Annotated in this window: 15 protein-coding genes; 9 read left to right on the top strand and 6 right to left on the bottom strand. The window is 51.8% G+C overall.

Features of this window, described 5'->3' with window-relative positions:
* Positions 1-41 precede the first annotated feature (41 nt).
* The 5 genes from ACQKLP_RS16680 to ACQKLP_RS16660 all read left to right on the top strand — a co-directional run bounded on the left by ACQKLP_RS16680 (position 42) and on the right by ACQKLP_RS16660 (position 6660).
* Entirely contained in the window at positions 42-1235 is a 1194-nt protein-coding gene (locus ACQKLP_RS16680; protein ID WP_427323921.1) for a glycosyltransferase family 87 protein, read from the top strand.
* Positions 1236-1297: 62 nt separating this feature from the next.
* Entirely contained in the window at positions 1298-2767 is a 1470-nt protein-coding gene (locus tag ACQKLP_RS16675; RefSeq protein WP_427323920.1) for a hypothetical protein, read from the top strand.
* Positions 2768-2861: 94 nt separating this feature from the next.
* Positions 2862-4622, top strand: coding sequence for a cytochrome-c peroxidase (locus ACQKLP_RS16670; protein WP_427323919.1), 1761 nt, complete (start codon positions 2862-2864; stop codon positions 4620-4622).
* Between the two features lie 96 nt (positions 4623-4718).
* Complete coding sequence (locus ACQKLP_RS16665) at positions 4719-5723, top strand: outer membrane beta-barrel protein (RefSeq protein ID WP_427323918.1); 1005 nt, start codon at positions 4719-4721, stop codon at positions 5721-5723.
* A gap of 538 nt (positions 5724-6261) precedes the next feature.
* The gene (locus ACQKLP_RS16660) at positions 6262-6660 is read left to right on the top strand and encodes a GreA/GreB family elongation factor (RefSeq protein WP_341840152.1); all 399 of its coding nucleotides are present in this window, start codon (positions 6262-6264) and stop codon (positions 6658-6660) included.
* Positions 6661-6942: 282 nt separating this feature from the next.
* Here ACQKLP_RS16660 and ACQKLP_RS16655 read toward each other — a convergent pair whose 3' ends face one another.
* Together ACQKLP_RS16655 and ACQKLP_RS16650 are read right to left on the bottom strand one after the other, a co-directional pair.
* A complete protein-coding gene (locus ACQKLP_RS16655) occupies positions 6943-7473 on the bottom strand; it encodes a hypothetical protein (RefSeq protein WP_427323917.1) in 531 nt (176 codons plus the stop codon).
* A gap of 7 nt (positions 7474-7480) precedes the next feature.
* Positions 7481-11737 carry a DUF6443 domain-containing protein gene (locus ACQKLP_RS16650; RefSeq protein WP_427323916.1) on the bottom strand — a complete coding sequence of 1419 codons (4257 nt, stop codon included), beginning with the start codon at positions 11735-11737 and terminating at the stop codon, positions 7481-7483.
* A 973-nt stretch (positions 11738-12710) separates the two neighbouring features.
* Here ACQKLP_RS16650 and ACQKLP_RS16645 point away from each other — a divergent pair.
* Complete coding sequence (locus ACQKLP_RS16645) at positions 12711-13199, top strand: hypothetical protein (RefSeq protein WP_427323915.1); 489 nt, start codon at positions 12711-12713, stop codon at positions 13197-13199.
* Between the two features lie 497 nt (positions 13200-13696).
* Here ACQKLP_RS16645 and ACQKLP_RS16640 read toward each other — a convergent pair whose 3' ends face one another.
* From ACQKLP_RS16640 to ACQKLP_RS16625, 4 genes are all read right to left on the bottom strand, one after another.
* Positions 13697-14386, bottom strand: a complete 690-nt coding sequence (locus ACQKLP_RS16640) for a type 1 glutamine amidotransferase domain-containing protein (RefSeq protein ID WP_427323914.1) — start codon at positions 14384-14386, stop codon at positions 13697-13699.
* Between the two features lie 2066 nt (positions 14387-16452).
* Positions 16453-16689, bottom strand: a complete 237-nt coding sequence (locus ACQKLP_RS16635) for a hypothetical protein (RefSeq protein ID WP_427323913.1) — start codon at positions 16687-16689, stop codon at positions 16453-16455.
* A 93-nt stretch (positions 16690-16782) separates the two neighbouring features.
* A complete protein-coding gene (locus ACQKLP_RS16630) occupies positions 16783-17361 on the bottom strand; it encodes a Crp/Fnr family transcriptional regulator (protein WP_427323911.1) in 579 nt (192 codons plus the stop codon).
* Positions 17362-17610: 249 nt separating this feature from the next.
* Positions 17611-18048: a hypothetical protein gene (locus ACQKLP_RS16625; RefSeq protein WP_427323910.1), complete on the bottom strand. Its 438-nt coding sequence runs from the start codon at positions 18046-18048 to the stop codon at positions 17611-17613.
* A gap of 138 nt (positions 18049-18186) precedes the next feature.
* Between ACQKLP_RS16625 and ACQKLP_RS16620 the strand changes: the two genes are divergently transcribed.
* The 3 genes from ACQKLP_RS16620 (at position 18187) to ACQKLP_RS16610 (ending at position 23752) form a co-directional block, all read left to right on the top strand.
* Entirely contained in the window at positions 18187-19053 is an 867-nt protein-coding gene (locus ACQKLP_RS16620) for a helix-turn-helix domain-containing protein (RefSeq protein WP_427323909.1), read from the top strand.
* A 5-nt stretch (positions 19054-19058) separates the two neighbouring features.
* Complete coding sequence (locus tag ACQKLP_RS16615) at positions 19059-19493, top strand: DUF983 domain-containing protein (protein ID WP_427323907.1); 435 nt, start codon at positions 19059-19061, stop codon at positions 19491-19493.
* A 134-nt stretch (positions 19494-19627) separates the two neighbouring features.
* Entirely contained in the window at positions 19628-23752 is a 4125-nt protein-coding gene (locus tag ACQKLP_RS16610; protein ID WP_427323906.1) for a hybrid sensor histidine kinase/response regulator transcription factor, read from the top strand.
* The last annotated feature ends 86 nt before the right edge of the window (positions 23753-23838 follow it).

Below are 23838 nucleotides of genomic sequence, written 5' to 3'. Positions count from 1 at the left end.
CGGGGCTTTTACTAATTTGCGCCCGTATCTAAAAAATGATCATGTCTAATAAACGGTTCACACTGGCCTGGCTGGGCGAGAAGGAGTGGCTGGCGATGCTGCTCTGGTTCGGGTTGTCTATGGTGGTGGGCATCAAGGAATTCGCTGTCCATAATTATAACAACTATACGATCTTCAAGCACGTATACCTGCATACCATCAACGGTCAAACGATCTACGGGCCTTATCCCGACGTTTATTTTGACGTGAATAACTACGGGGTGCTGTTCAGCATGCTGATCGCACCGTTTGCCCTTATGCCCGACTGGCTGGGGAGCATCCTGTGGGTGCTTACCAACGCGGCGGTGCTGATGCTGGCCATCCGGACGCTGCCGCTGGGGCGTATCCAGCAGAACCTCATTATGATCTTCGCGAGCCATGAGCTGATGGCGGCGAGCAGCTATTTCCAGTTCAACCCCATCGTGGCGGCGTGTATCATTTTCGGCTATACGCTGATGCGGAAGGAAAAGGATTTCTGGGCCGCGTGCTTCATCATGTTCGCCGCATTTACGAAGCTCTATGGGATCGTGGGGCTGGCGTTCTTCTTCTTTTCCCGCCACAAGCTCAAATTAATCGGCAGTTTAATACTCTGGAGCGCGATCTGGCTCGTGTTGCCCATGGCGATCTCTTCGCCGGAATTCGTGCTCCGCAGCTACCGCGAGTGGTACGAGGCGCTGGTGCTGAAGAACGACAAGAACGCGCAGATCGACCATGGCGTGGTGTTGCAGGATATTTCCGCGATGGGCTTCATCAAGCGCACGTTCCGCCTGCCTTATTTGCCGAACATCGTAGTGATGGGCCCGGCGCTGGTGCTCTTCGCCGCACAGTACATCTGGCTGAAATACTGCCATGACGTGCGCTACCAGCTGCTGATCCTCTGTTCCACGCTGCTGTTCACGGTACTGTATTCCAGCAGCTCGGAATCGCCCACCTACATCATCGCCTTCCCCGCGGCCTGCATCTGGTTCCTGCTGCAACCGCGGAGCACGGCGGCCAATATTTTCTTCGTATACCTGCTCATCGGCACCAGCTTCTCGCATTCCGACCTGGTGACGGCATGGGTGAAACGCAACCTGGTAGTGCCTTACGCGGCAAAAGCAATGCCCAGTCTTATTCTGTGGCTGCTCATCGTGTACCAGGTCCTTTCGCGGAGATTCCTGCGCTGGCCGGAACCGGGAACGCAGTTTTCACATTAATTTCATCTTGCAGTAACACAGGGGAAACATCCGGCGGGGATATTGCATCAAAATTGCAAATTATGTATCTGAACCGCCGGAAGCTTCCCCTGTTTCCTTTAGCCTTCGCATCCATGCTGGGCGCCTGTAACAACAACGACAAACCTAACGAACAGCCCCAGCTTCCTGAGCTGAAATCCTATTCCGTAACGCCCTCGCTCGTAAAAACGATGCCGGGTTTCGGCGACGTGAAGATCATTCCCCTCATCAGTTCCGACGATAAACTGGAAGGCACTCCCAATTTCGTGTACGGCGCGCAGCCCGATGGTGGCGGCATGTTGAAAGACCCTTCCGGCAAAGGTTTTGTCATGGTGCAGAACCACGAGATCCTTTTCTCCGTATCCCGCGTGTATCTCGACAATAACCTCAAACCGCTCCGCGGCGAATATATCGTAGACGCAAAAGGCGGCAAGATGCGCCTCTGCTCGGCCACTATGGCCACTCCGGAAGAACATGGCTTCGGCCCGCTGTTCCTCACCGCCGGTGAAACCGACGGAGAATCCATGATCCACGGCATTCCGCCGTTCGCACCCGCGGGCGACAAACAAACCGACCGCACCCTGCCCGCACTGGGCAAATGCAGCGCCGAGAACGCCGTGCCTTTGCCCAAAACCGTATATCCCGGTAAAACCGTCATCTTTATCGGCGAAGACGAAAGCTCCCGCCAGGGCCTGGGCCAGGTGAATATCTATGTAACCGCTTCCACCGGTAACATGACCAACGGTACGCTGTACATGCTGCGCCGCAAAGACCTCAATACCGTGGAAACCGATATGGAAGTCGGCAAAACCTACGATGTGGAGTTTGTGCCCTACGAAAACGTTGCCGCCAGCACCGGCGTGCAACTCGCCGCGCAGACGATCGATAAGAAAGCCATCCAGTTTGCCCGTGTGGAAGACCTGGATTACGGCAAAGGCAGTGCCGCCAACAACCGCAAGCTGTATTTCACGGCAACCGGTGTAAGCCAGGCCGACAAAACAACGCCCGTAGAAGGGCTCACCATGTGGGGCCGCGTGTACCAGCTGGAGCTGGACGCCGCCGATCCCCTGAAAGGCAAGCTCACCGCTATGGTAGACGGGAACGCAAACCCCGGCAACAGCATCGTGAACCCGGACAACCTGTGCGTAACGCAGAACTTCGTGTATATCCAGGAAGACGGCGACTCGTACTACAAAGCCAATAAGCACGACGGCCGCATCTGGCAGTATAACCTGGCCACCAAAGAACTGAAGCCTTTCCTGGAAATGAACCACCGCCGGGAAGATGCCACGTTCAACGGCAAGTACAATCCCGGGAACGATCTCCGCCTCAGCAGCTGGGAATATGGCGCCATGTACGATATCTCCGACCTTACCGGCCGGCCCAACACGTTCATCGTAAATATTCATCCCCATACCTGGGTAGACGATAAATTCCGCAACGCAGACGGCTCCGGCATTACCACCAACAGGGAAGGCGGGCAGACCGTTATCGTGACCGGCGTACCTCGTTAAACCTAAGATCGAATAGTCCCCCTTTTATTCTTAGCATCATAAGCACGAAGGGTTCCCCTGTTTCCAGGGGAACTTTTTTCGTAAATGAAGATATATGAAACAATCCGTAACACTTATGCTGGCGCTTTGCGCGGGATGGATGATCTGCTGGGCGGCCTGCGGCCGGAAGCCGGAAAACTTCGATGTGAGCGTCCGTACGTTGCTGCTGGCGCAGACGGATACCTTGCAACGGCGGACAGACAGTTTGCTGGCCATGGCCGAACGGGGCGAAGGCGAACCGGCGCTGCAGGCGGCTTTCCTGGATTGCCGGCGGGTGTACAAGCAGCTCGAGTGGTTCAGTGAATACTACGCGCCCGGCACGTCGCGGTTGCTGAACGGGCCGCCGCTGCCGGAAGTGGAAACGGAAGAAACGAAAATGGCCGATCCTGCCGGGTTGCAGGTGGTGGAGGAAGCTTTGTACCCCCTGGAAAGGGAATCCCTCGCGCCTGCGGTCCGTTCTTTCGCGGCGTCTATCATCGCCCTGCGGCGGACGGCCGGCAATACCCTTTTCGATACCGCCCACGTGTTCGACGCGGCGCGCATGGCTATGTTCCGCCTGGCGGCGCTGGGTTTGAGCGGGTTTGATACGCCCCTCAGCCGGCAGGGCATCGCCGAAGCCCGGGAAACGCTGTTGTCCGTGAAATTCCTCATGGGAATGATCGGCGCGCCGGATTCGTTGCTTCGCCGCTTCGATTCAGCGGTTGCTGCTGCGGCGGGATCGCCGGATACGTTCGATTTCGCGGGATATTATACCACGCAGCTGCATCCGTTGTCGCGCGCGATGATGCATTGGTATAACGTTTCCGGATATACGCAGGTGAAGGAATTACTGGCCATCGATCCGCTGGCGGGCTCGTTGTTTGACAGTGGTGCGATCCGTGCGGCGTTTTTCGTCCATCAGCCGGATGCTATCCCTACACCGGCAAAGATCGCCCTGGGAAAGCTGCTTTTCCACGACCCGAAACTCGCCGGTACGGGGAACCGCAGCTGCGCATCCTGCCACAACCCGGACAAAGCGTTTACGGATGGCCTGGCCAGGAACGTATCGCTGCACGGCGGTATGCTCATTGCGCGGAATACGCCCACGGTGATGTATGCGGGCCTGCAGCAGGGCCAGTTTTACGATATGCGCTCGCCCACACTGGAGAACCAGGTGATGGACGTGCTGCAGAACCCCCATGAAATGCGGTCTTCCGCGGCAAACGTAGCGGAATGGATTTCCCGCGATCCTTTGATGCGCGGGATGTTCGTACAGGCGTTCCCGGACATGGGGGCTTACGTGCGGCCGCGTTACGTGATGGCGGCCATTGCGGCGTATATCCGTTCGTTACAACCGTTCTCTTCGCCGTTCGATGCGTTCATGCGGGGCGATGGGGAGATCGGGGAGGAGGAGCGACGCGGGTTCAACGTTTTCATGGGCAAAGCGAAATGCGCCACCTGTCACTTTTTGCCGCTTTTCAACGGAACGGCGGCGCCGGCGTTCACTTCCACGGAATCCGAAGTACTGGGTGTGCTGGCATCGCCCGACATCCGCCGGCTCGACAGCGACAGCGGCCGCTATGTGCATGTGCCGCTGGAGCCATTGCTTTTCGCTTTCAAAACCCCTACGCTGCGCAATATCGCGAAAACGGCGCCTTACATGCATAACGGGGCTTACCGTACGCTGGCGGAAGTGGTGGATTTTTACGATAGGGGCGGTGCCGCGGGCATCGGTTTATCGCTTCCCAACCAGACCCTGCCGCCGGATTCGCTCCGGCTCACGGCCCGGGAAAAGCAGGACCTCGTGCGCTTCCTCGAAAGTTTGACAGACCGTTAGCAGGGTTGTTAAATGCGAGCGGAATGGCAGATAATCGACTGAAAATCCTTAACTTAGAAGGAGTACGCTTAATCTGTCACCAAAACAACCATGCATATGAACCGGATAAACCATGCAATCCTGGGGTTGACGGCGTTATTGTTGGCCCAGGGCGCACAAGCCCAGAATATCCCCAAAAAGATGTACCTCAAGGTAGCCGGCGGTTACTTTTTCAGTGTTTCGCCGGGCCAGTTCCCGGATGTTGGCCCATATCCTCCCAGAGACATCCGTAATAACGTGAACCCGGCTACGGGCGCGGTTACGGAAGTGTTCGAAAAGGTGTTGACGGGGTCTTACGGCGAAGGGGTGCGCGGCGGCATCTCTATCGGGTATAATTTTAACAGGAATGTGGCCATCGAGGGTACGTTCAACTATTACCACAGTAAAAACAACCTCATGACGCGGAATGTCAGCGTGTTCGAGGGTCTGAACAAAGACGCGGCCCGCATCGAGTCGGACGGTCACGTGAATGCGGTCGATTTTGCACCGAGTCTTGTGCTGAGCCCGGGTTACGAGAAATTTAACCCTTATGTGCGCTTCGGGTTCGTGGTGCCGCTGTGGGGTAGGCTGTACATCGAAACGGAAGCGATGCGGATGAGCCGTCCTGCGGGGCTGCCGCTGCCTGCGGGCGCCATGGTGCGCACGGATATTTCCCGGAAAGAGGAGATCAAACCGAATCCTACCATTGGTTTCCAGGGCGCGATGGGCTTTAATTACAACGTTTCCCGCCGGATAGACGTGTTTGCCGAGGCGGAATACCGCAATGTGCCGGTCAGGAGCAAGAGCAAGGAAGTTACAGCCTACAGCGAAACCAACAAAGTGGTGAATCTACAGTCGGGCCAGGAATTAAGCCAGCTTCCGGGCCGGTCGATCGGCGATCTCAGTACGGCCGAGCGCGAAACCGAATACGTGACCGTGCTGGATGAGGGTTCCAACACGCCTACGGGCACTTCCGGCTCAAAAACGACATACAAGAACGATAATGCCCCTGCCAACGACCTGAAGTCGTACATAAATATTGGCGGTTTGGGCCTGAATGCGGGCGTCCGCATCAAATTCTGATGATTTTGCCGGCGGCTCGTTGGGCCGCCGGTTTTTCTTTCCGGGTATTTTTAGTATATTTGCTGCATGTCAGGATTGATCATACAGCCCATTCTCCGCATCGCCCGGTACGCTACACCGGTTGCAGGGCCTACGTATGCCTGCAATAACGTATCATTCCGAACATTTTGCAAGAAGTTGTATTACTTCTCAAATTTTAAGGACTTCAATACGCTTGCCCTGAACCGCTAAAAAATGTGTCTCCGGGTTCAGGGGTTTTTCTTACTGCTTTTATTTCGATGCTAAATTGAATTGCTCAGATGCGAAATCGAGAAAAGGTTTCCATCGGCGGCATGATTTTGCTCGTTTTGGTGATCGCCAACGCGCTGATACTGCGTACTGCGTTGACCACTAACGCGGGCTGGTACCGGGCTTTATACATATCCCTGCCATTGCTGCTGATAGTTATTGTCGGAATGTTCCGAAAGCCTGGTGCGAAGCCATAAGAACCGCGCCGGAAGGCCATTATCATTCATTTAATTTTTTTAAATCTTTTACCATGCAAAAGAAACAGCAACCTATTTTCAGGAAGGATGACTATGAAGTGATCCAGACCTGCCTGCAGGAAGGCGCGAGAGAGAGTACTTTCGGCCCGGCAGTCGTGGAATCGCTGCTGGCGGATTTCAAGAAAGGCAGGCTGGTGAGCAAGGAAGCGTTCCCCGCAGACGTAGTGCGGCTCAATTCCCGGGTGGTAATCCAGGAAACGGATAAGCCCAAGGAAATGGAAGTGACCGTTGTATTACCTGAACAAGCCGATATCAAACAAAGAAAAATATCCGTTATGGCGCCCGTGGGCGTTGCCCTCATTGGTTTTGGAAAAGGCCAGGAAGTGATGTGGCAGGTGCCCGGTGGGAAGAAAAAGTTTACGATTAAAGAAGTGTTTAACGAACAAGACTGATAGCTCTAATTGGAATTTACAATAACGGGCGCCTTTTGAGGCGCCCGTTTATTTTATACGATCTTCTTGCGGGGATCAATTGAAGCATTGTACTGGTAAACTGCGAACATGCATGACAGTCCCAAGTGCTGATAGGGTTTCGGATTCCAGCAGGAAGTTGATTTTTCACCATTATATCGAAAGTTTATCGAATTGCCAGGCCGTTGGAGGCGGCAATTGTCCAAACGGCCAGATTCCTGGAGAAAAATATCAATTTATTGAGATGACTATTTTCTACTTCGGTTATTCAATATCTCTTTTAGGATCTCCTCCCTGCATTAAGAAGAATTTTTTGCAAGTAGGGGCGTTACATCCATAGAAATTAGTCGTATCGTCATTTGAAATTGTGAAAAATGATCCAGCATTAATACTATAACTGTATAGTTCACGATCAATTTCAACAGACCCTTTTACTTCACACGGTAGTACATAGTACAGATAGGAAAAATCGTGCATGTCGATTGGAGCCCCATTTTTTAGTATCGTCTCTATGGACTCATGCGTCAGGCTCCAGTTTTTGCACTTGTAAACCATACTGTCATTGGGTCTTGCATCTTTTTGCACCCAATTAATGGATTTAACCTTAATAACTGAATTGGGGGTTAATGCTATTTTTTTTAAGTTGCTGTTGGTGGCTTTGTCCGTTGAAGGAACTTTTAAGTCCACCACTGGGTTTGCGCTATCTTGCCCTCCATTTAAAGTATGATTTCTGGAGCCACAAGCGGTTGTTAATCCAACCGAACCTACAATCAATGTCAAGTAAACGAGTTTCATAGAAAATTTATTTGGTTAAATATTGCATCCACCAGGGAATATTTGTGTTGGAGATGTTTAAAGGAGGAGGTACCAAATATTGTGAAATAGCATGTCTTACTACACTGCCTTCACCGTTGGTTTTGTATGAGATGTCTTCATGATTATATACCTGTGCATTTGTTAGTTTATAGGTGGTTTTCAAACTATTGGTGAGAAACGAAGTCGAATTAATCTGTTCGTCAGTGAGAGGTTCCCACTTTTCTGTTTTATAATCATAATTCCCAACAACTTCAATTCCAATTGAGGTAGCGTTTGTTGGATATATGTTACTCCTGGTTTTTCCAACATGCAAGGTGTAGGCATCCAGACTTGCAGTTTGAAGGATTTCTCCTTTCTTACCCACAAGGAAATGCGTACCATAATTTATGCCATCTCTTCCATTTTCAAACGCCCGAAGCGTACTTTCAGTTGAACTGGAGGCTGTTCTATGCAACACCACCCCATTGACATTGTCCAAAGAGCCACGTTCGAGTGCTTCCACTCTGTTGGTTGAAATGCGATTGTTTTGCACAAACCCTGCAGTTAAATTAAGCATACTGCCATTTGTTGTCTTGTTGTCATTGAAATGTAATTGGGCTGCGTTCTGGTTTGCATATGGGCCATAGTAATTTATTGATGCACCGATCCCATTTTTAATAGACCATTTCTCCAATCCTTCCAACTCAACATGTGCTGTAACATGATTTTCGGAAAAAGCATACGTTGAGTTATACACGTATTTGTCAGATAAGGGATCTGCCTGAATAAACCTGCCAATTTGCGGATCGTGATTCCTGTATTTGAATCCATACCAATTTAGCCCCAGGTCATCGTCGAACGGCTGCCCCTGGAATTTTTGTTCTTTATTTACTGGGTTATACATGCCTTTCTCGCTCAAGCCATCCATAACGAGCCCAAACGGATAGTAATGTGTTTCCTCCAGCACGGGGGTACCTGCCAATACAAGGGTAATATTGTCAAAGAATACATCTTGGGGCGCTTCATTGCTGGTATAAACATACAAGAAGCCAGATTGTTTTATTACCAGGTTATTTACAGCCAACGTCTGCAATTGGCCGGGACTGGCAGCAACCTGCCGGACACCACTGGAGCCTTCTGCCAGTTTGAACTGTTCGTCGAACAGTACAAAATTGAGATATGACTTCGGGCGGTTGGTATTGAGGGCGGCTTGTGGCTCTTTGTCCCGGAGCCGTTGCCAGCTGTTGCTTACGAAATCATTCCCGAATGGAGGGCTTTGCGGACCACCGCCAAGACCATGTGTACCTCGAGCCAGGATGGCCGTCTTCCCAAAGGCACTCAGTAGCGCAGCGGCCATGTCGGCGGCGGTTGCGGAAGCATTTTGCTGTTTTCCGGGTTCAGAGGATTTATAAAATGCCTTCGCGCCCAGGTTTATGGTATCTCCGGTCTTTACTTTCAGGACAAGGCTGGGGCCGATCCTCCGGCCGGGATCGTTGCCGTTGAGCCTTGCCACTGCGGTATTGGTGCTGGATTGCGGGTCGTCCGGATAGCCCGGGGGCTTGTTGGACCTGGTGTCATCGATATTGCTGAAGAGGGAGTTTTCAACTACGGCCTGCTTAGGTTCCATGCTGGCGACATATGCTTGCTTCGGTGGATTAACTTCCGCCAATACCATGCGAACATTACCGAGGTGGTCTTTTAGGAAATAGTCATACGTGAAGTCTCCGCTGGCTAGCGGTCTTATCCGGCCCTCTTCATGAGTGATCAGCTGCAGGATGTTATTCCCGAATACCGCGGGCCCGAGGTAGTCCGTCCGTGTGATTCGAACGGGCGTAACGGAATTGTCGGTGACTATCTTGGCAAGTTTGCGTCCATTGGCATCATACATGTAACTAATGGTGCCTTTGCCGGTCAATGTGACGGTTTTCGGCAGGTTCAGGTGATTGTAACGAATCGCTGAGATTTTCTTGTTTTCGTCCTTTGTCAAGTTTCCGTTCCTGTCATAAGCATAATCGAAGGCAGAGGTGGGCTGCTGGTCGGTAAAATCACCCAGTGTGGACTTTGGATCATTGACGGCATCCACAACTTTATACAGTTTGTTGGAGGCGGTCAAACCTGTCGAATCATAAATTGTGTAAGTTAGATCATCGATCCTGGAATTGGTACTGGTCCCTTTCGCACCCCATTGCTGCATCCGCCGGATGTTTCCATTGGCATCATAAGCGGTTGCGTAATTGATGCCATCGCCCATCCACGAATCGTAATTATGGAGGGTTTTTCCCCATGTAATTGTGCCGGTAGATTGTGTAAAGTTCGCCTTAATAAGTCGGCCTGCCGCATCGTAAAGATAGCCATAGGCATTGGGAGTGCTGATTTTAGCGCCCTTCCACGTCATTCCCGCGATATTGCCGGTGTATTCCCGATTGGTGAAACCCGCATCGTAATGCAGTTCCTGTCCAAAATACCGGGTTTCAGTGCCTTTCACGTAATTCCGGTTAATGCCTTTGAGCCATCCGCGGATATTGTAGGTGTAGGTCATGCTTTCAACAACGTTTCCTGAAGCGCCCCGGAATTCCTTCCGCTGTAGCTGACCAATGGCATCGTAGCTGTTGGTGGCGATGTCCCGTCTATAGGCAGCATTATCGTTGAGTTGTTTGGTCACTTTGATAAGGCGATCGGCGTGATCGTATGTCCGGTTTGTCAGCAGGCGGATGATCCCAGCAGCGCCGGCAGAGGGATTGTTGAGATATTGGTAGGTGCTGAGCAGCTTCCCGCAGAAGTCATAAAGGTTGGTCGTGATGTCTGTCCCGTTATTATGATTGTCGCTAACTGTCTGGACCAGCCGGCCCTTGGGATCATAGTATTGGCTCGTAACGAGGAATTGTGACGTTTCCAGCACGCGGACCTTTGTGCCGGTAACTAGTCCCTTGGCCTTTGAGTTAACGGTAATGGTTTCCGGATACAAGTTGGTGCCCGGTTGCGGTTTAATGAAATAGCTGGGTTGGACGGCCTTGGCTCCCGGATAGGAGTAGTTGTCATAGTAGGTGTAAGTCAGCGGGTCGAGGTTGGCTGGCAGGATGGAGTTGGCTCCGGGTGATGTGCTTTGCGCGATGATCAATTGGCCATGAGTGCTGGTACTGGAATATATGCCGGTCATAGTCGGCCGGTTAAGGTTGTCGTAGAGCGTGGCCAGCCATTTGTCGCCTGCGGCGCGCAGGTTGCCGTCGCGCTGCAATATGAGACGGTCCCGTTGATCGTATACCATTTCTATGGAATCTGCACCCGGTATTTTTTTGATGATCATTCTGTTTCGGCTATCATATTCATACCGGAAACAGAGCGATTTGCTGAATGTGGGGGTGATGGTCCAGCCTGCGGATGCCAGCATTTCAACTGCTTTGGGTGGAATTACGAAACGCAGGTTTCGCTGGGCGTCGTACACGTAATAGGTGCATAGCCACCCTGTGTGGTTAGTTCCCGGCGCAGGTGCGATCTGAATTTTTTTCAGGATCATTTGATCCTCTTTGTCAAGATATTCCACAGTTTGCCTGCCGTGCTCGTCGATCGTTACATGCTTCTGTAATGTTTCAGCGGGATAAATTCCTGGAGAGGCAATATTTGAATAGGGTACGTTGCCGGTAATGACAGTAGTTACATTCCATCGCCTTACCTCATCGCTGGCGGCGTTCACCAGGTATCTTTTCGAAATTCCGCGGCCGGAGCCTGCCCAGTTATTGCCAGGCGACATGACTTTGACGGTGCGATTTAACGGTGAGTGTTCAAAATCCGTTTTACCATAATAGATGTCTTCCTTGTTGTTATCGGTGGTGGTAAACAGTGCGTCGTAGCATGCTTTCTGCTCTGCAAACGCATTTACCTTAAAGGCTCCGTCGGCCGATGGGCTTATGTATGGCAGGTATTTGAAAGCAACACGGCCGTACGCATCGTAAAGCACCGGTGTTACAAGGTCCTTTTTCGAAAGTGGGGCAACGCCTCTGTTGACTGTCTGGAGTAAGCGCCCCAGACCGTCGAAATAATCGGTGGACTGTGGAGCTGCGCCGATGTCCGTGGTACGGTATGCAATTGTTTGGTCGGTAGTTGGCTGGTTGGGTGACCAAGTACGAACGAAATTCACTTTCACGCCAGGGGACAATGATTGCGGAATGGCGCGTGCCGTTTTTACGGGAGGCGAGCTGTTGTCTGGCTGCTGACTAAAAGCAGCTGAGGTGAAAAACAGCAGGTTAACAAAGAAACGTAATCTCATAATGATGTTTTAAACGTACAACGGATGATATTGATAAAATGGGTCGGTTAACAACAATGCGGACGTTAATTTCTTGTTATAAGAAGCTTCGCTGTAGCATTTTGTTAAGTGGTTTATTTTATAATGATTGGTAACATTTCGGGGACTAAATATATAGTCAGCTAAAGTTAAAATAGTGTCGCTTGACTATGAATTTTATCATTTTTCATCAATGAATTTGTTGTGAAAAATATTGTTTTGAATTCGGACGATGTAAAAATAAGTAGAAAGTAGATGTGAAAAATAGTGAGGAAATAAGGGTCGGTTTTTAAAACACAAAAAAAAGTGAAAATAACAGGTGCTGTTTGTTGATTATTGACTGTTGAATTATTTGTGTGTTTTTGTAGCATCCTTTATAGTTATGGCTTTTGAGGTTTTAGTATAGAAATATTGAATTAAAAAAGAAAGGATCACTAACAAGTTTGAATTCTCCGAAAAAACGAGAAATTATCAGTGAAATATTTCACTAAAAATGTCGTTCGTATTTTCCATTTGCTTAATTTTGTTTCATGTTAATCCCGGAGAAAGAATTATTTCGCAAGCATGTATGTGGGGCACTATTTGATGAGATATAGGTTTGATATGCGTACTTAGGTGTCATGGAAGCGATACTTAAAGTAAAGCATGGAAGTGATAGGCTTTAATTTAAGAATGCCATTACTGCCTACGTTATTTCGGTGGAGTAATCAAAGCGAAATAGAACAACTTCTCAAACTTGTGGGAGTGATAATTGAGATGATGAAGAGTGGCCCGGATTGGGGAAGAGGTAGGATGTAACTATCATGTTAATCTGTTGCATTTTACGAATTAACGTCATTGAAGGCGTGAATGTGCCTATACGTATAAGGGTGATACTTTGTATTCCCGGTTTTTCATAGTTCCCTTTCATTTAAGTTCGAATACACTTTTTAATAACAACCAAAAAGAAAGCTAAATGCCAAAGAAGCCTTTAGACGAGAACTCCTGTTACCATGTTTGTGTAGATTCAGTGATTGATCTCGCTACCAAAGCCATTAACCCAAAGCGTGCACTGGGTAAAAGGAAACTGACTACTGAGCAGTTCCGTGAATTTGTAAGGATGTCGGAAATTTCCTGGCTGGAGCTAAGTTATGTGTTTCGGCTCGATGCGTTGCAGGTGCCGAAATACCTGGCCACAATTGATTTGGAGGACAAAGTGCATCAGCAATTCCTCGAAGTGTTGGCCATTTACGGAATGGGATATTCGCGCCGCGGAATGCCAGGTCTGTTTAATATGTGGATGCGGCAGGAGCGGGCATCCATGGGTTATCTGTCGCCATTATCATTGCTTTCTACGCAAATGGGGCGGAAAATGGTGTCTGACTGGATCAAAAAGGAGCTGTGGAGCGGCGGAGGAAGGCATTTACCGCTTGCGGGTAGGAGAACCGAAGGGGGTAGGGCGTAGTCGTGTTTATGATAGCGCGGATGTCGGAATACTTGAGGTTCTGATGCAATTCATGCTTCGCTGATGAAGTGAATGACTGATCATTAGGACTGTGCCGGATGATAGTTGCCTTTGTATTCGTCGGTAATAATGTGTGTATTGGTCGCTTGATTATGCTTCCTTATAGTGATGGATGCGCATATTGTTGCAGGCGGATTTTGATGCTTTATCTGTTGCGGATTGGGAACGCATCGGGCATTCTATTGGATATTGGCGCTTGTAGCTTGCCTTTTGCAGGCTGAGAAAACCTGGATGGATTTTCGGTTGGATTTTTCGTGGGATTGGTGGTGGATGCCTGGGTTTTCCGAGTAAAGAGGAATGCTGGCGCTAATGGCTGGTACTACAATGCAAAGTGGTTGGTGAAGCGGGATTAATGTGGGTAGGTGCTGGTGATGCAAAAGCCCGGAGGCGAATGTCTCCGGGCATATATTACCGAGTTTGAAACCTACTGGGTTCAGTTATTTTTTCAATAGTTCGAGTAATTGCTTTGCAGCTTCCTCCGAAGAGGCGGGGTTTTGGCCGGTAATGAGTAGCCCGTCTTTGAGGACATAGCTGCTCCAGTCGGGACCTTTGCTATAAATACCGCCGTTTTTCTTGAGTTCGTCTTCCAGCAGGAAGGGGACAACTTTCGTTAATTGTACGGCTTCTTCTTCGTTGTTGGAGAAGCCGGTTACTGTAAGGCCTTTCACCAGCGGTTCGCCGTTGGCTTTCTTAGCGTGCAGGAGCACGGCGGGAGCGTGGCACACAGCGGCTACGGGTTTTCCGTTGTTGTAGAATTGCTCAATTAGCGCGATGGAAGTCCTATTGTTTGTTAAATCCCAAAGCGGCCCGTGGCCCCCGGGGTAGAATATGGCATCATATTCTGCCGGGTTGATCTGTGTCAAAGGAATGGAGGAGGCGAGTTTCTCCTGGAGCGCTTTGTCGGCGAAAAACCGACGGGTGGCATCGGTCTGCGATTCAGGTGATTCGCTTTTCGGGTCAATGGGCGGTTGGCCTCCCTGTGGGGAGGCGATGGTGATTTGTGCGCCTGCATCAGCCAGCGCATAATAAGGCGCAGCGAATTCTTCAACCCAGAATCCGGTTTTGTGACCCGTGTCGCCGAGCTGGCTATGGGAAGTGAGTACGATGAGAATTTTGAGGACGTTCATGATTTTGTTTTTTGCTGAATTTGGGTGTTTGGTTTGGCCGTTGTGGCTACACAAAATTAAAACAGTACCAAAAGGCAATAGTTGCGGCGACGCACTAAAAAGCTGTGACTTGGCTCACACCCTGAGTTTGCACCATTGATAGGAGCGCGATCATTGGTCTGAAACATTATGTTGTAAAGTTTGCGCCACGTTGCTGCTGCCACTGGTTATGGGAATCGTCTGTCGCGCTATGAAAGCATGGCAGTTAAGATAAAGTGCATTGCGACAGAGGGGGAAGGGCGCTTAGTAAGGTGTGGACATATTTCATGCTGATTAGCTTCCATTCATAATGGAAACGGCTTGGTGTGCGGTAGAAGTTCGGTGTTGGGTGCTTTTTGTGAGGAGTGGATGGGTTTCATGCTGCCCGGCTTCTATTAATTATGGGATCGGCTTGGTGTGTGGTAGAAGTTCGGTGTTCTGGGCGTTCTGTGAGGAGTGGATGGGTTTCATGCTGCCCGGCTTCCATTAATTATGGGGATCGGCTTGGTGTGCGGTAGAAGTTCGGTGTTTTGGGCTTACTGAGATAATGAACGACCTTATGGTAAGGTGTGGACAGGGTTCATGCTGCCCAGCTTCCATTAATGGGAACGGATTGGTATGCGAAGTTCGGTGTGTGGCACTTCCTTTGGAAATGAACGGCCTTATAGTAAGGTGTGGATTGGTTTCAAGCTGCCCAACTCCCACTAATAATGGAAACGGCTTGGTGTGCGGTCGAGTTCGGTGTTGGGTGCTTCACGTGAGAAAGAACGGCCTTATAATAAGGTGTAGATGGGATTTATGCTTTCCGGCTTTCATTAATTATGGGAACGGTTTGGTATGCGGTAAAAATTTGGTGTTTGGGCTCCCTGTGAGAATGAACGACTTCAAAGTAAGCTGTGGACCGAGTTCATGCTGCCAGCTTCCATTAATTATGGGAACGGATTGGTATGCGGTAAAAGTTTGGTGTTTGGGGCTACCTGTGAGAATGAACGACTTCAAAGTAAGCTGTGGACCGAGTTCATGATGCCGAGCTTCCATTAATTATGGGAACGGTTTGGTATGCGGTAGAAGTATGGTGTTTGGGGCTTCCTGTGAGAATGAACGGCCTCATAATAAGGTATGGACAGAGTTCATGCTGCCCAGCTTCCATTAATTATGGGAACGGATTGGTATGCGGTAAAAGTTTGGTTTTTAGGGCTTCCTGTGAGAATGAAAGACTTCATAGTAAGGTGTGGACGACTTTCATGCTGTTCGGCTTCCATTAATTATGGGAACGGTTTGGTATGCGGTAGAAGTTAGGCGTTTGGGGCTCCCTGTGAGAATGAACAACTTCAAAGTAAGCTGTGGACCGAGTTCATGCTGTCGAGCTTCCATTAATTATGGGAATGGCTTGGTGTGCGGTAGAAGTATGGTGTTTGGGGCTTCCTGTAAGAATGAACGGCCTCATAATATGGTATGGACAGAGCTCATGCTACCCAGCTTCCATTAATTGGGAACGGATTGGTATGTCAAGTTCGGAGTGTGGTGCTTCCTTCGGGAATGAACGACCTTTTAGCAAGTTGTGGACGGGGGGCATGCTGTCATGCTTCCGTTCTTATGGGAACGGCCTTATAGTAAGGTATGTATGGATTTCATGCTGCCAGGCTTCCACTAATAATGGGAACGGATTAGAGTGCTGTAGAATTTTGGCGTTTGGGGCTTCCTGTGAGAAAGAACGGCCTTATAATAGGGTGTGGATAGGATTTATGCTTCCCGGCTTCAATCACATATGAAAACGGCTTGGCGTGCGATTGTAGTTCGCGTTTGTGGCATGCTGTAAGACGGAAAGGCATTTTAGTTAGGTGTAGACATATTTCATGCTGCGCAGTTCCAATCGTTATGGGAGTGGCTTGGTGCGCGTAGTATCCAGGTATTTGTTGCTTCCTGCAGAAAAGAGGGACGTTGTAATGGTAATGTTCCTTACTTCGTGGCTTTCTTTCTTTATTACATTGACTTGGTGAGCGAAAGTGTAAGGTAATTAGTGCGCTCCTGGCTTACCGTTTCCGGCATTAGAAAAGGTGGCCTGTAATTTGGCGCGTTAGGATTTCATTTTTCGCAGCTTCCAGTAATTTTAAAAACGACAGGCCGCACGATATGATTGGGTATTGGTTGCTTTCTGCAGCAGGGAAAGGGACAGCCATATAGACCTTGATTGCTAATGAGCTGTGGTCCGCGGTTTCCGTTAAATCATTGAAACGGCTAACTGTGCAAAAAACATCTGCTTTCTTCAGGGCGAAAGTCTCCATCACCAGGTGTGATTGAATCTTACGCTTCGCTGATGCCTATAGTTATGGATTAGCTTGATGGGCGATAGAAGAAAACATCTACAGTCAACAGGCTCACAACTCTCCCTGGTACAATCTGCTAAGGCTCTCCCTGGAAACACCCAGATAAGAAGCCAGCAATACCTTCGGGACCCTCTGCAACAGGCGCGGCTGTAATTGCTGCAATCGTTCGTATCGCTCGCGTGGATTCTTGAAAAGCAGCAGCAATATCCGTTGCTGCAACCCAACATATCCACCGTTTTTCTTCTGCAGGAAGAAATTCGAGAAAGCATGTATTTCCCTGGTTAATTTTTGACGGTCTTCGTCGGAAAGCACCAATACCTCGCTGTCCTCAATACAATCGACCGTCAAAGAAGCGGGAGTATGATTATATAGCGCCTGGTAGTCGGATATCCACCAATCTTCCATGGCAAACTGGAGAATATGCTCCTTGCCCGATTCATCGGTATAGCTGGACTTGATCAGCCCCTTCGCCACCCAGTAGTGGTACTTGACCGTATCGCCTTCCTGGATGAGAAACTGCCTTTTCCTGTACTTTTTCAAGGTGAAGTGGGTCCATATGTATTCGAACTCCTCATCCTTAAGGCTGACGATCTGTAAAAAATGCTGGCGAAGCTGTTCTTTTATATCCATAACTGCCGTGAATTTAGCGAATTCCCGCGGAGTTGGAAAAATGGGGCTGTTGGATATTGGAAGGCATTGCCGTCTTCAATAGTAGGATCCAGCTTGTTGCATCCTTTCGTTCAGCTTTCATGGAATTGGACGTCCTGGTTACTCGGATATCAACCCTCAAAACCTCCATTCACAACATTCCCTCATAAGAATGCCGATCGCCGGAAATGAAACACGCAGCCCCCCAAAGCACCCCAAGCCTCCCAATCATCAAAGCTCCACCACCTCCACGCGCGGGAATTTCCCGCAGATATTGTTGACAACCTGCTCACTCCGGGTATGTACCACCCAAAAACCTCCGTCCTCCAATTCCAACACATATTCAGCCGCCTCCAATATCTCTTCGAAAGGCATCGCCCTCCGCAAATGGCTCACCCGTTCCCCGCCCACAACCATCATTTCGATCACCTGCGCAAAACGGTCCTGCATCTGCTGCAACGCATCCCAACCATAAACGATCCCATGGATCTCAGCCTCCGCCTGGAACTTCAGCACATCCAAGTCCCCCGGAAGCCCCAGTGCATCCATATGCAGCAACGCCCATTCCCGCCTTTCTCCCAACGGGATGCAAGACAGGATATCGGCCAGAGAGACGTCTTTTTCATCGGAAAGCCCGAAATATATGGTAACTTCTTTGTATGCATTCATCAGGGAATGGATTTAGGCCGCAATGATACCATTTCCCCGCCACCCGAAAGGTATTTTCTCCGCTTCCGGTAAAAAGTACCATAAAAGCCCCAAATGTGAAAAGTACCGCAAACGGCCGTGCCGTACCTTTGTGATGTCATGAAACCTTCCATCCCGGTATACGATATATGCACCGTTTCAGACGGTCACAGCCACCCGGACCTGCTCACCGAGCGCCTCGGTTCCTACCTCAAGAAGAACTACCAGCGCGTCCACCAGCAGCATGGCCACTCGTTTTACCACCTGGTGCTTTTTACCGGGGGCAGCGGCTCCCATACGCTGGATTTCACCCGCTACCCGGTAGAGCCCTGGCAAATGTACTTCATGGCTCCCGGCCAGGTCCATTCCTGGCATTTTGGCCCGGAAACCGAGGGATATGTCGTCCATTTTTCGACCGCGTTTTTCCGCTCTTTCCTCGCCAACCCGGATTACCTCGACCGCTTCCCGTTCTTTTCCGGACAAAGCGCCGACCAGGTAATGGCCATCCCGGAAAAGCTTCGTCCCTCCATCCGCTCGGTATTCGAACAGGTGCTGCAGGCGGGAGACGATAACGAGCCCGATCTCGTGCGCGCCCTGCTGCTACAGCTGTTCCTGGAAACAGACCGTCACATCGCCCGGGACGGCGAGCCCGGCGTTCCCCAGCAAAAGCAGCTCGTATTGCGGAACTTCATGGCACTCATCAACCGCCATTACCGCTCCATGCGCCTGCCCCGCGAATATGCCGAACAGCTCTACATCACGCCCAACCACCTCAACGCCCTCTGCCAGGACCTCCTCGGCAAAACGGCCGGAGAAGTCATCCGCGAACGCGTACTGCTGGAAGCCAAACGCCTGCTCACCAACGAACAGAAATCCGTCTCCGAAATAGCCGGGGAGCTCAATTTTCCCGATAACAGCTACTTCTCGCGGTTCTTCAGAAAATACACCGGCCAATCGCCGGAAGAATTCAGAAAAAGTCTAAACTGAAAAATATGTGTGCCGAAAGAAACGACCATAAACCGAACGTAATCCTCAGCGCCCTGCAAAACAAATGTCCCCGCTGCCGCAGAGGCCAGCTTTTCGTGGAATCCAACCCCTACAAACTGGGCGCTTTCATGAAAATGAACGAACGCTGCCCCGAGTGCGGCCAGCTCAGCGAACCGGAAACCGGCTTCTTTTTCGGGACCGGCTACGTAAGCTACGCCCTGTCCATCGCCCTGTCTGTAGCCACCTTTGTGGCCTGGTGGGTACTGCTGGGGTTCAGCCTCCACGATAACAGTGTGCTCTACTGGCTGGGCGTCAACGCCGTGCTGCTGGTATTCATGCAGCCGCTGCTCATGCGCCTGAGCCGCACCATCTGGCTGTACTTTTTCGTGTATTATGACCGCAACTGGCGCAGCGAACGGCTCACCGCCCACACCAGCTAATGAGGAGGACAGGAGCGCCGGAACGCCCGCGCCCCGGCATCCCGCAATTGTACGATTTTAACCAATTCTTCCTCTAAACGCGCATTCCGCCCATCTGCCTTGTGCCATTTCCGCGCAGTTGTTAATTTTCAGGTATGATGAAGCGATTATGGAAAATGGTCCTGTGTTGCCTGCTGGTAACGGGCGGAATGCGTGAATGGGGGATGGCCCAGCAACCTGTCGTCCGGTTTTCGCACCTGGGTATCGCGCAGGGCCTGCCGCAAAGCTCGGTCTACTGCATGTTCCAGGACAGCAAAGGCTTCATATGGCTTGGTACCAGCCAGGGCATCAGCCGGTACGACGGCTACGGCTTCCGCAACTTCACCTACGATCCTGCCAACCCCTTTTCCATCCACAGCAACGATCCCCTTTCCATCCACGAAGACGCCGCCGGCAACCTGCTCATCGGCAGCGAGCAAGGCCTCGAGCTCTTCGACACCCGCACCGAAAAATTTCACCGCATCAATGCATTCGATGGCAAAACGGAAATTCCCTATCGTCATGTAAAAGCGTTGATCAAAGACCGCGAAGGCCGCATTTGGGCGGGTTCCACGATCGGATTGCTGCGATACGACGAAAAAGAACGCCGCCTCATCCGCGAGATCCATGTGAAAGAAGGGAAGTTCCAGCTGAACTACATCGCGGAAGATAACGCAGGCATCCTCTGGCTGGGCGGCTATTCCGGCCTCCGCCGCTATAACCCGGAAACGAAGCGCATGCTCCCCATCCCGGAAAGCATTTCTAAAAACCCATTCTACGATAAAAGCGTGCTGCAGTCCATGAAGCTGGACAGCGCACAAAACCTCTGGCTGGGCACGGCCAAAGACGGACTGATCGTCTGGAACAAAGCCTCCGACAGCTGCGAGAACTTCCATTCCGGATCGGGCGATAAGGCCGTGAGCAGCGAAATGGTCCGCGCGATCGGGTTCCATGATGGCGATGCATGGATCGGTACGCGCCACGGCGTGTATGTGATCGCCGGCAACCGTTCGAAAGTGCGGAATTTTATGGTGAACCGCGACGATCCCTGGTCGCTGTCGTCCAACTCCGTATTGAGTTTCATGAAAGACAATGCCGGCAGCGTCTGGATCGGCACCTTCTCCGGTGGCGCCAGCATCCTCCACCCGGGCAACAATAACTTCAGTTTCATTTCCGACCGTACGAGCCCGCTGCCGGGCCTCAGTTACCGGGTCACCAGCAGCATCGTGGAAGACCGCCATGGCCGGTTCTGGATCGGGACGGAAGGCGGCGGCGTCAATTATTACGACCGCGAACTGGGCGTCATCCGCCACGTCCGCATCGGGAACGGGCCGCAACACACCATCAACCCGCAAATGGTAAAATCCATCGCGCTCGACGATCGCGATGTGCTCTGGATCGCGACCCTCGATGGTTTGTACAGCTACCATACCGTTTCCGGGCAGATGCAGCGCCACCCGCTCAAACAAACACCCCTCAACTCGCTCGACGAAGTCGCCTACAGCGTGATCACGGACGGCGACCGCCGCTGGATCGGCACCAAAGCCGGGCTTATCAGGCGGGATGCCGATGGAAGCCTTATCCATTACCGCCACCGGAAAAACGATCCCCGCAGCCTGGTGTTCGACGATATCAACATCATCCTCCGCGACCATGCCGGCGCCATCTGGGCAGGCACGGAAGCCGGACTGGCCTGTCTTCCCGCAGGCGCCGACCGGTTCGAAAATTACCCGCTCCCTTACGATTCGGTATATAACAAAGACGCCATCATCGCACTGTATGAAGACGACCGCCACCAGATCTGGATCGGCACCCGCAACGGCCTCAAGCTCCTCGACAAACAGCGCCGCACCTTCCATTCGCTCGACGTTTCCTTCGGCATGCCGTCCAACATCGTGCGGGCCATCAGCCAGGACGGGCGCGGCGATTACTGGATTTCGCAGGACAGGAGCATCACCCGCCTGGTGCTTCGCAAAGCCACCGGCCCATTCTCGAAAGCGGACGTCGAAATCCGGAATTATCCCATGACGGGCGGTAGCAGCGCCAATGAATTCCTCGCCGCCAATTGCAAAACTTCCCGCGGAGAACTGATGTTCGGCGGAAGCGGCGGCGTGGTCAGCTTTTCTCCGGAAGCGCTGGTCAGCAACCCGGTACCGCCGCCGGTAGTGCTGACGTCGTTCCTTATCAAAAACCAACCGGTAGAGATCGGCGGCAAAAATTCCCCGCTACATGAAGCCATCACCTATTCCGATCATATCACCCTCAGCCACGACCAGGCCTATTTCACGATCGGGTTCGCGGCGCTCAACTATATCAAACCCGGTAGTAACCAATACGCATACACGCTGGAAGGGCTCAGCGGCACGCCGGAATGGAACTTCGTTGGCCGCCAGCAACAGGCTACCTACACCAATCTCGATGCCGGGGAATATGTTTTCAAAGTGAAAGCCGCCAATAACGACGGGCTTTGGAACGATCAGTATACCCAACTCCGCATCACCGTGCTGCCGCCAATCTGGAAAACCTGGTACGCCTGGCTGTTTTACGTGGTGGCGGCGGGCGCGGTCCTTTATTTTTGCTGGAAGTACTCCCTGAAAACCGCGCGCCTCCGGCACGAGCTGGTGCTGCAACAGCGGTCGCGCGAGAAAGACCGGGAACTGGCGCAGCGGAAGCTTTCGTTCTTCACGCATATCTCCCACGAGATCAAAACCCCGCTCACCCTGATCCTCGCGCCGCTGGACAAGCTGGTAGACCAGGAGAAAGGCAATGCCCGCCTCCTCAACCAGTTGCTCCTCATGCAACGCAACGGTGAACGGCTGCTTCGCCTCACCGACCAACTGCTCGATTTCCGGAAACTGGAAGCCGGCCACATGCAATTGCAGGTTACCGAGCAGGATGCGGTACAGCTCGTCCGCGAAGTGGTACTGTCGTTCGACGCATATGCCCGCCAGCGCGGGGTGCGGCTCACGCTTTCGTCCCAGGAGCCCGGAATGGCCGCCTGGCTCGACCGAGACAAGGTGGAGAAGATGCTCTGCAACCTCATTTCCAACGCCCTGAAGTTCACGCCGGCGGGCGGAAGGATACGCGTGTCGGTAAAGCGGGAAGGGCAGGAGCTGTTGCTGATGGTGGAAGACAACGGTGCCGGGATCCCTGAAAAGCATATCGGGAAGATCTTCGATATGTTCCAGCATTTCAGCGCATCGGGGCAGGATGTGGGCGGAACGGGCATCGGGCTGGCCTTCACGAAAGGGCTGGTGGCGTTGCATCATGGTTCGGTTTCGGTGGAAAGTACGCCCGCGGCCGAAAGCCAGCCGGGGCAAACGTGTTTCCTTATCCGCCTGCCGGTGGGCCCGGCGGAATATCCGCTGCGCGAGCGGCTGGCGGGGACCGTGGCGCCGGAAGCGCAACCGGAGCGCCTCGTGGCGGAAGCCGCCGATGCCGGAGAAGGAGACGCAGGCGCGGGGAAACCCGTCATGCTGATCGTAGAAGACAATGAAGAGATGCTGGGCTTCATCGCCGGGCATTTCAGGGATATGTACACCGTTCACGAAGCGAAAGACGGGAAGGAAGGCTGGCGCATCGCCACGAACGTGCTCCCCGACATCGTCATTTCCGACGTAACCATGCCGGGCATGAGCGGAACGGATTTCTGCCGCCAGCTGAAAAAAGACGAGCGCACCTGCCATATCCCGGTGATATTGCTCACGGCGCGGACGCCGGTAGTTTTCCAGATGGAGGGGCTGGAAACCGGGGCAGACGATTATGTGACCAAGCCTTTCAACATCGGCCTCCTCCAGTTGCGGGTGCAAAACCTGCTCGTGTCGCGCGCGCTGCTCCGCGAACGGTACAGCCGCGACGTGACGCTGCAGCCCCTCAACATCGCCATCACTTCGGCCGACGAACAATTCCTCTCCAAAGTCATGCGCTTCATCGACGATAACATCATGGAGCCGACGCTCAACGTGGAACAGCTCGCCCGTGAAGTGAACCTCAGCCGGATCACGCTGCTCCGGAAGATCAAGGCGCTCACCAATCAATCCACCATCGAATTCATCCGCAGCTACCGGCTCAAAAAGGCGGCGCAGCTCCTCGGCACCGGGCACAACGTCACCGAAGCGGCCTATATGGTCGGGTTCTCGGACGTGGACTATTTCCGGAAATGGTTCAAGTCGGAATTCGGCAGCACCCCGAAGGAATATGCCGCCAGCCGCCAGCAAAGCGGCCCTGCGAAAGGGAATTGATGGATTTCACCGGTATAATTGACGCAAATGAAGGGTGTTTCGGGGGATAAGCGCGCCTATTTTTGGTGCCAGCTAAGAATAAGATC

Origin of the sequence: Chitinophaga sp. NPDC101104, assembly GCF_050277495.1 — a bacterium.
GTDB lineage: Bacteria > Bacteroidota > Bacteroidia > Chitinophagales > Chitinophagaceae > Chitinophaga.
The sequence above is the reverse complement of the archived record's forward strand: the minus strand, read 5'-3'. Positions and strand labels throughout refer to the sequence as shown.

What these genes read in the sequence shown, in the direction of transcription:
- ACQKLP_RS16640 (WP_427323914.1), bottom strand. Translation starts at nt 14,386, where the DNA reads ATGAACGTCCTCAAAATTCTCATCGTACTCACTTCCCATAGCCAGCTC.
- ACQKLP_RS16660 (WP_341840152.1), top strand. Translation starts at nt 6,262, where the DNA reads ATGCAAAAGAAACAGCAACCTATTTTCAGGAAGGATGACTATGAAGTG.
- ACQKLP_RS16615 (WP_427323907.1), top strand. Translation starts at nt 19,059, where the DNA reads ATGTGTGCCGAAAGAAACGACCATAAACCGAACGTAATCCTCAGCGCC.
- ACQKLP_RS16650 (WP_427323916.1), bottom strand. Translation starts at nt 11,737, where the DNA reads ATGAGATTACGTTTCTTTGTTAACCTGCTGTTTTTCACCTCAGCTGCT.
- ACQKLP_RS16670 (WP_427323919.1), top strand. Translation starts at nt 2,862, where the DNA reads ATGAAACAATCCGTAACACTTATGCTGGCGCTTTGCGCGGGATGGATG.
- ACQKLP_RS16635 (WP_427323913.1), bottom strand. Translation starts at nt 16,689, where the DNA reads ATGGAGACTTTCGCCCTGAAGAAAGCAGATGTTTTTTGCACAGTTAGC.
- ACQKLP_RS16610 (WP_427323906.1), top strand. Translation starts at nt 19,628, where the DNA reads ATGATGAAGCGATTATGGAAAATGGTCCTGTGTTGCCTGCTGGTAACG.
- ACQKLP_RS16665 (WP_427323918.1), top strand. Translation starts at nt 4,719, where the DNA reads ATGAACCGGATAAACCATGCAATCCTGGGGTTGACGGCGTTATTGTTG.
- ACQKLP_RS16675 (WP_427323920.1), top strand. Translation starts at nt 1,298, where the DNA reads ATGTATCTGAACCGCCGGAAGCTTCCCCTGTTTCCTTTAGCCTTCGCA.
- ACQKLP_RS16625 (WP_427323910.1), bottom strand. Translation starts at nt 18,048, where the DNA reads ATGAATGCATACAAAGAAGTTACCATATATTTCGGGCTTTCCGATGAA.
- ACQKLP_RS16630 (WP_427323911.1), bottom strand. Translation starts at nt 17,361, where the DNA reads ATGGATATAAAAGAACAGCTTCGCCAGCATTTTTTACAGATCGTCAGC.
- ACQKLP_RS16655 (WP_427323917.1), bottom strand. Translation starts at nt 7,473, where the DNA reads ATGAAACTCGTTTACTTGACATTGATTGTAGGTTCGGTTGGATTAACA.
- ACQKLP_RS16680 (WP_427323921.1), top strand. Translation starts at nt 42, where the DNA reads ATGTCTAATAAACGGTTCACACTGGCCTGGCTGGGCGAGAAGGAGTGG.
- ACQKLP_RS16645 (WP_427323915.1), top strand. Translation starts at nt 12,711, where the DNA reads ATGCCAAAGAAGCCTTTAGACGAGAACTCCTGTTACCATGTTTGTGTA.
- ACQKLP_RS16620 (WP_427323909.1), top strand. Translation starts at nt 18,187, where the DNA reads ATGAAACCTTCCATCCCGGTATACGATATATGCACCGTTTCAGACGGT.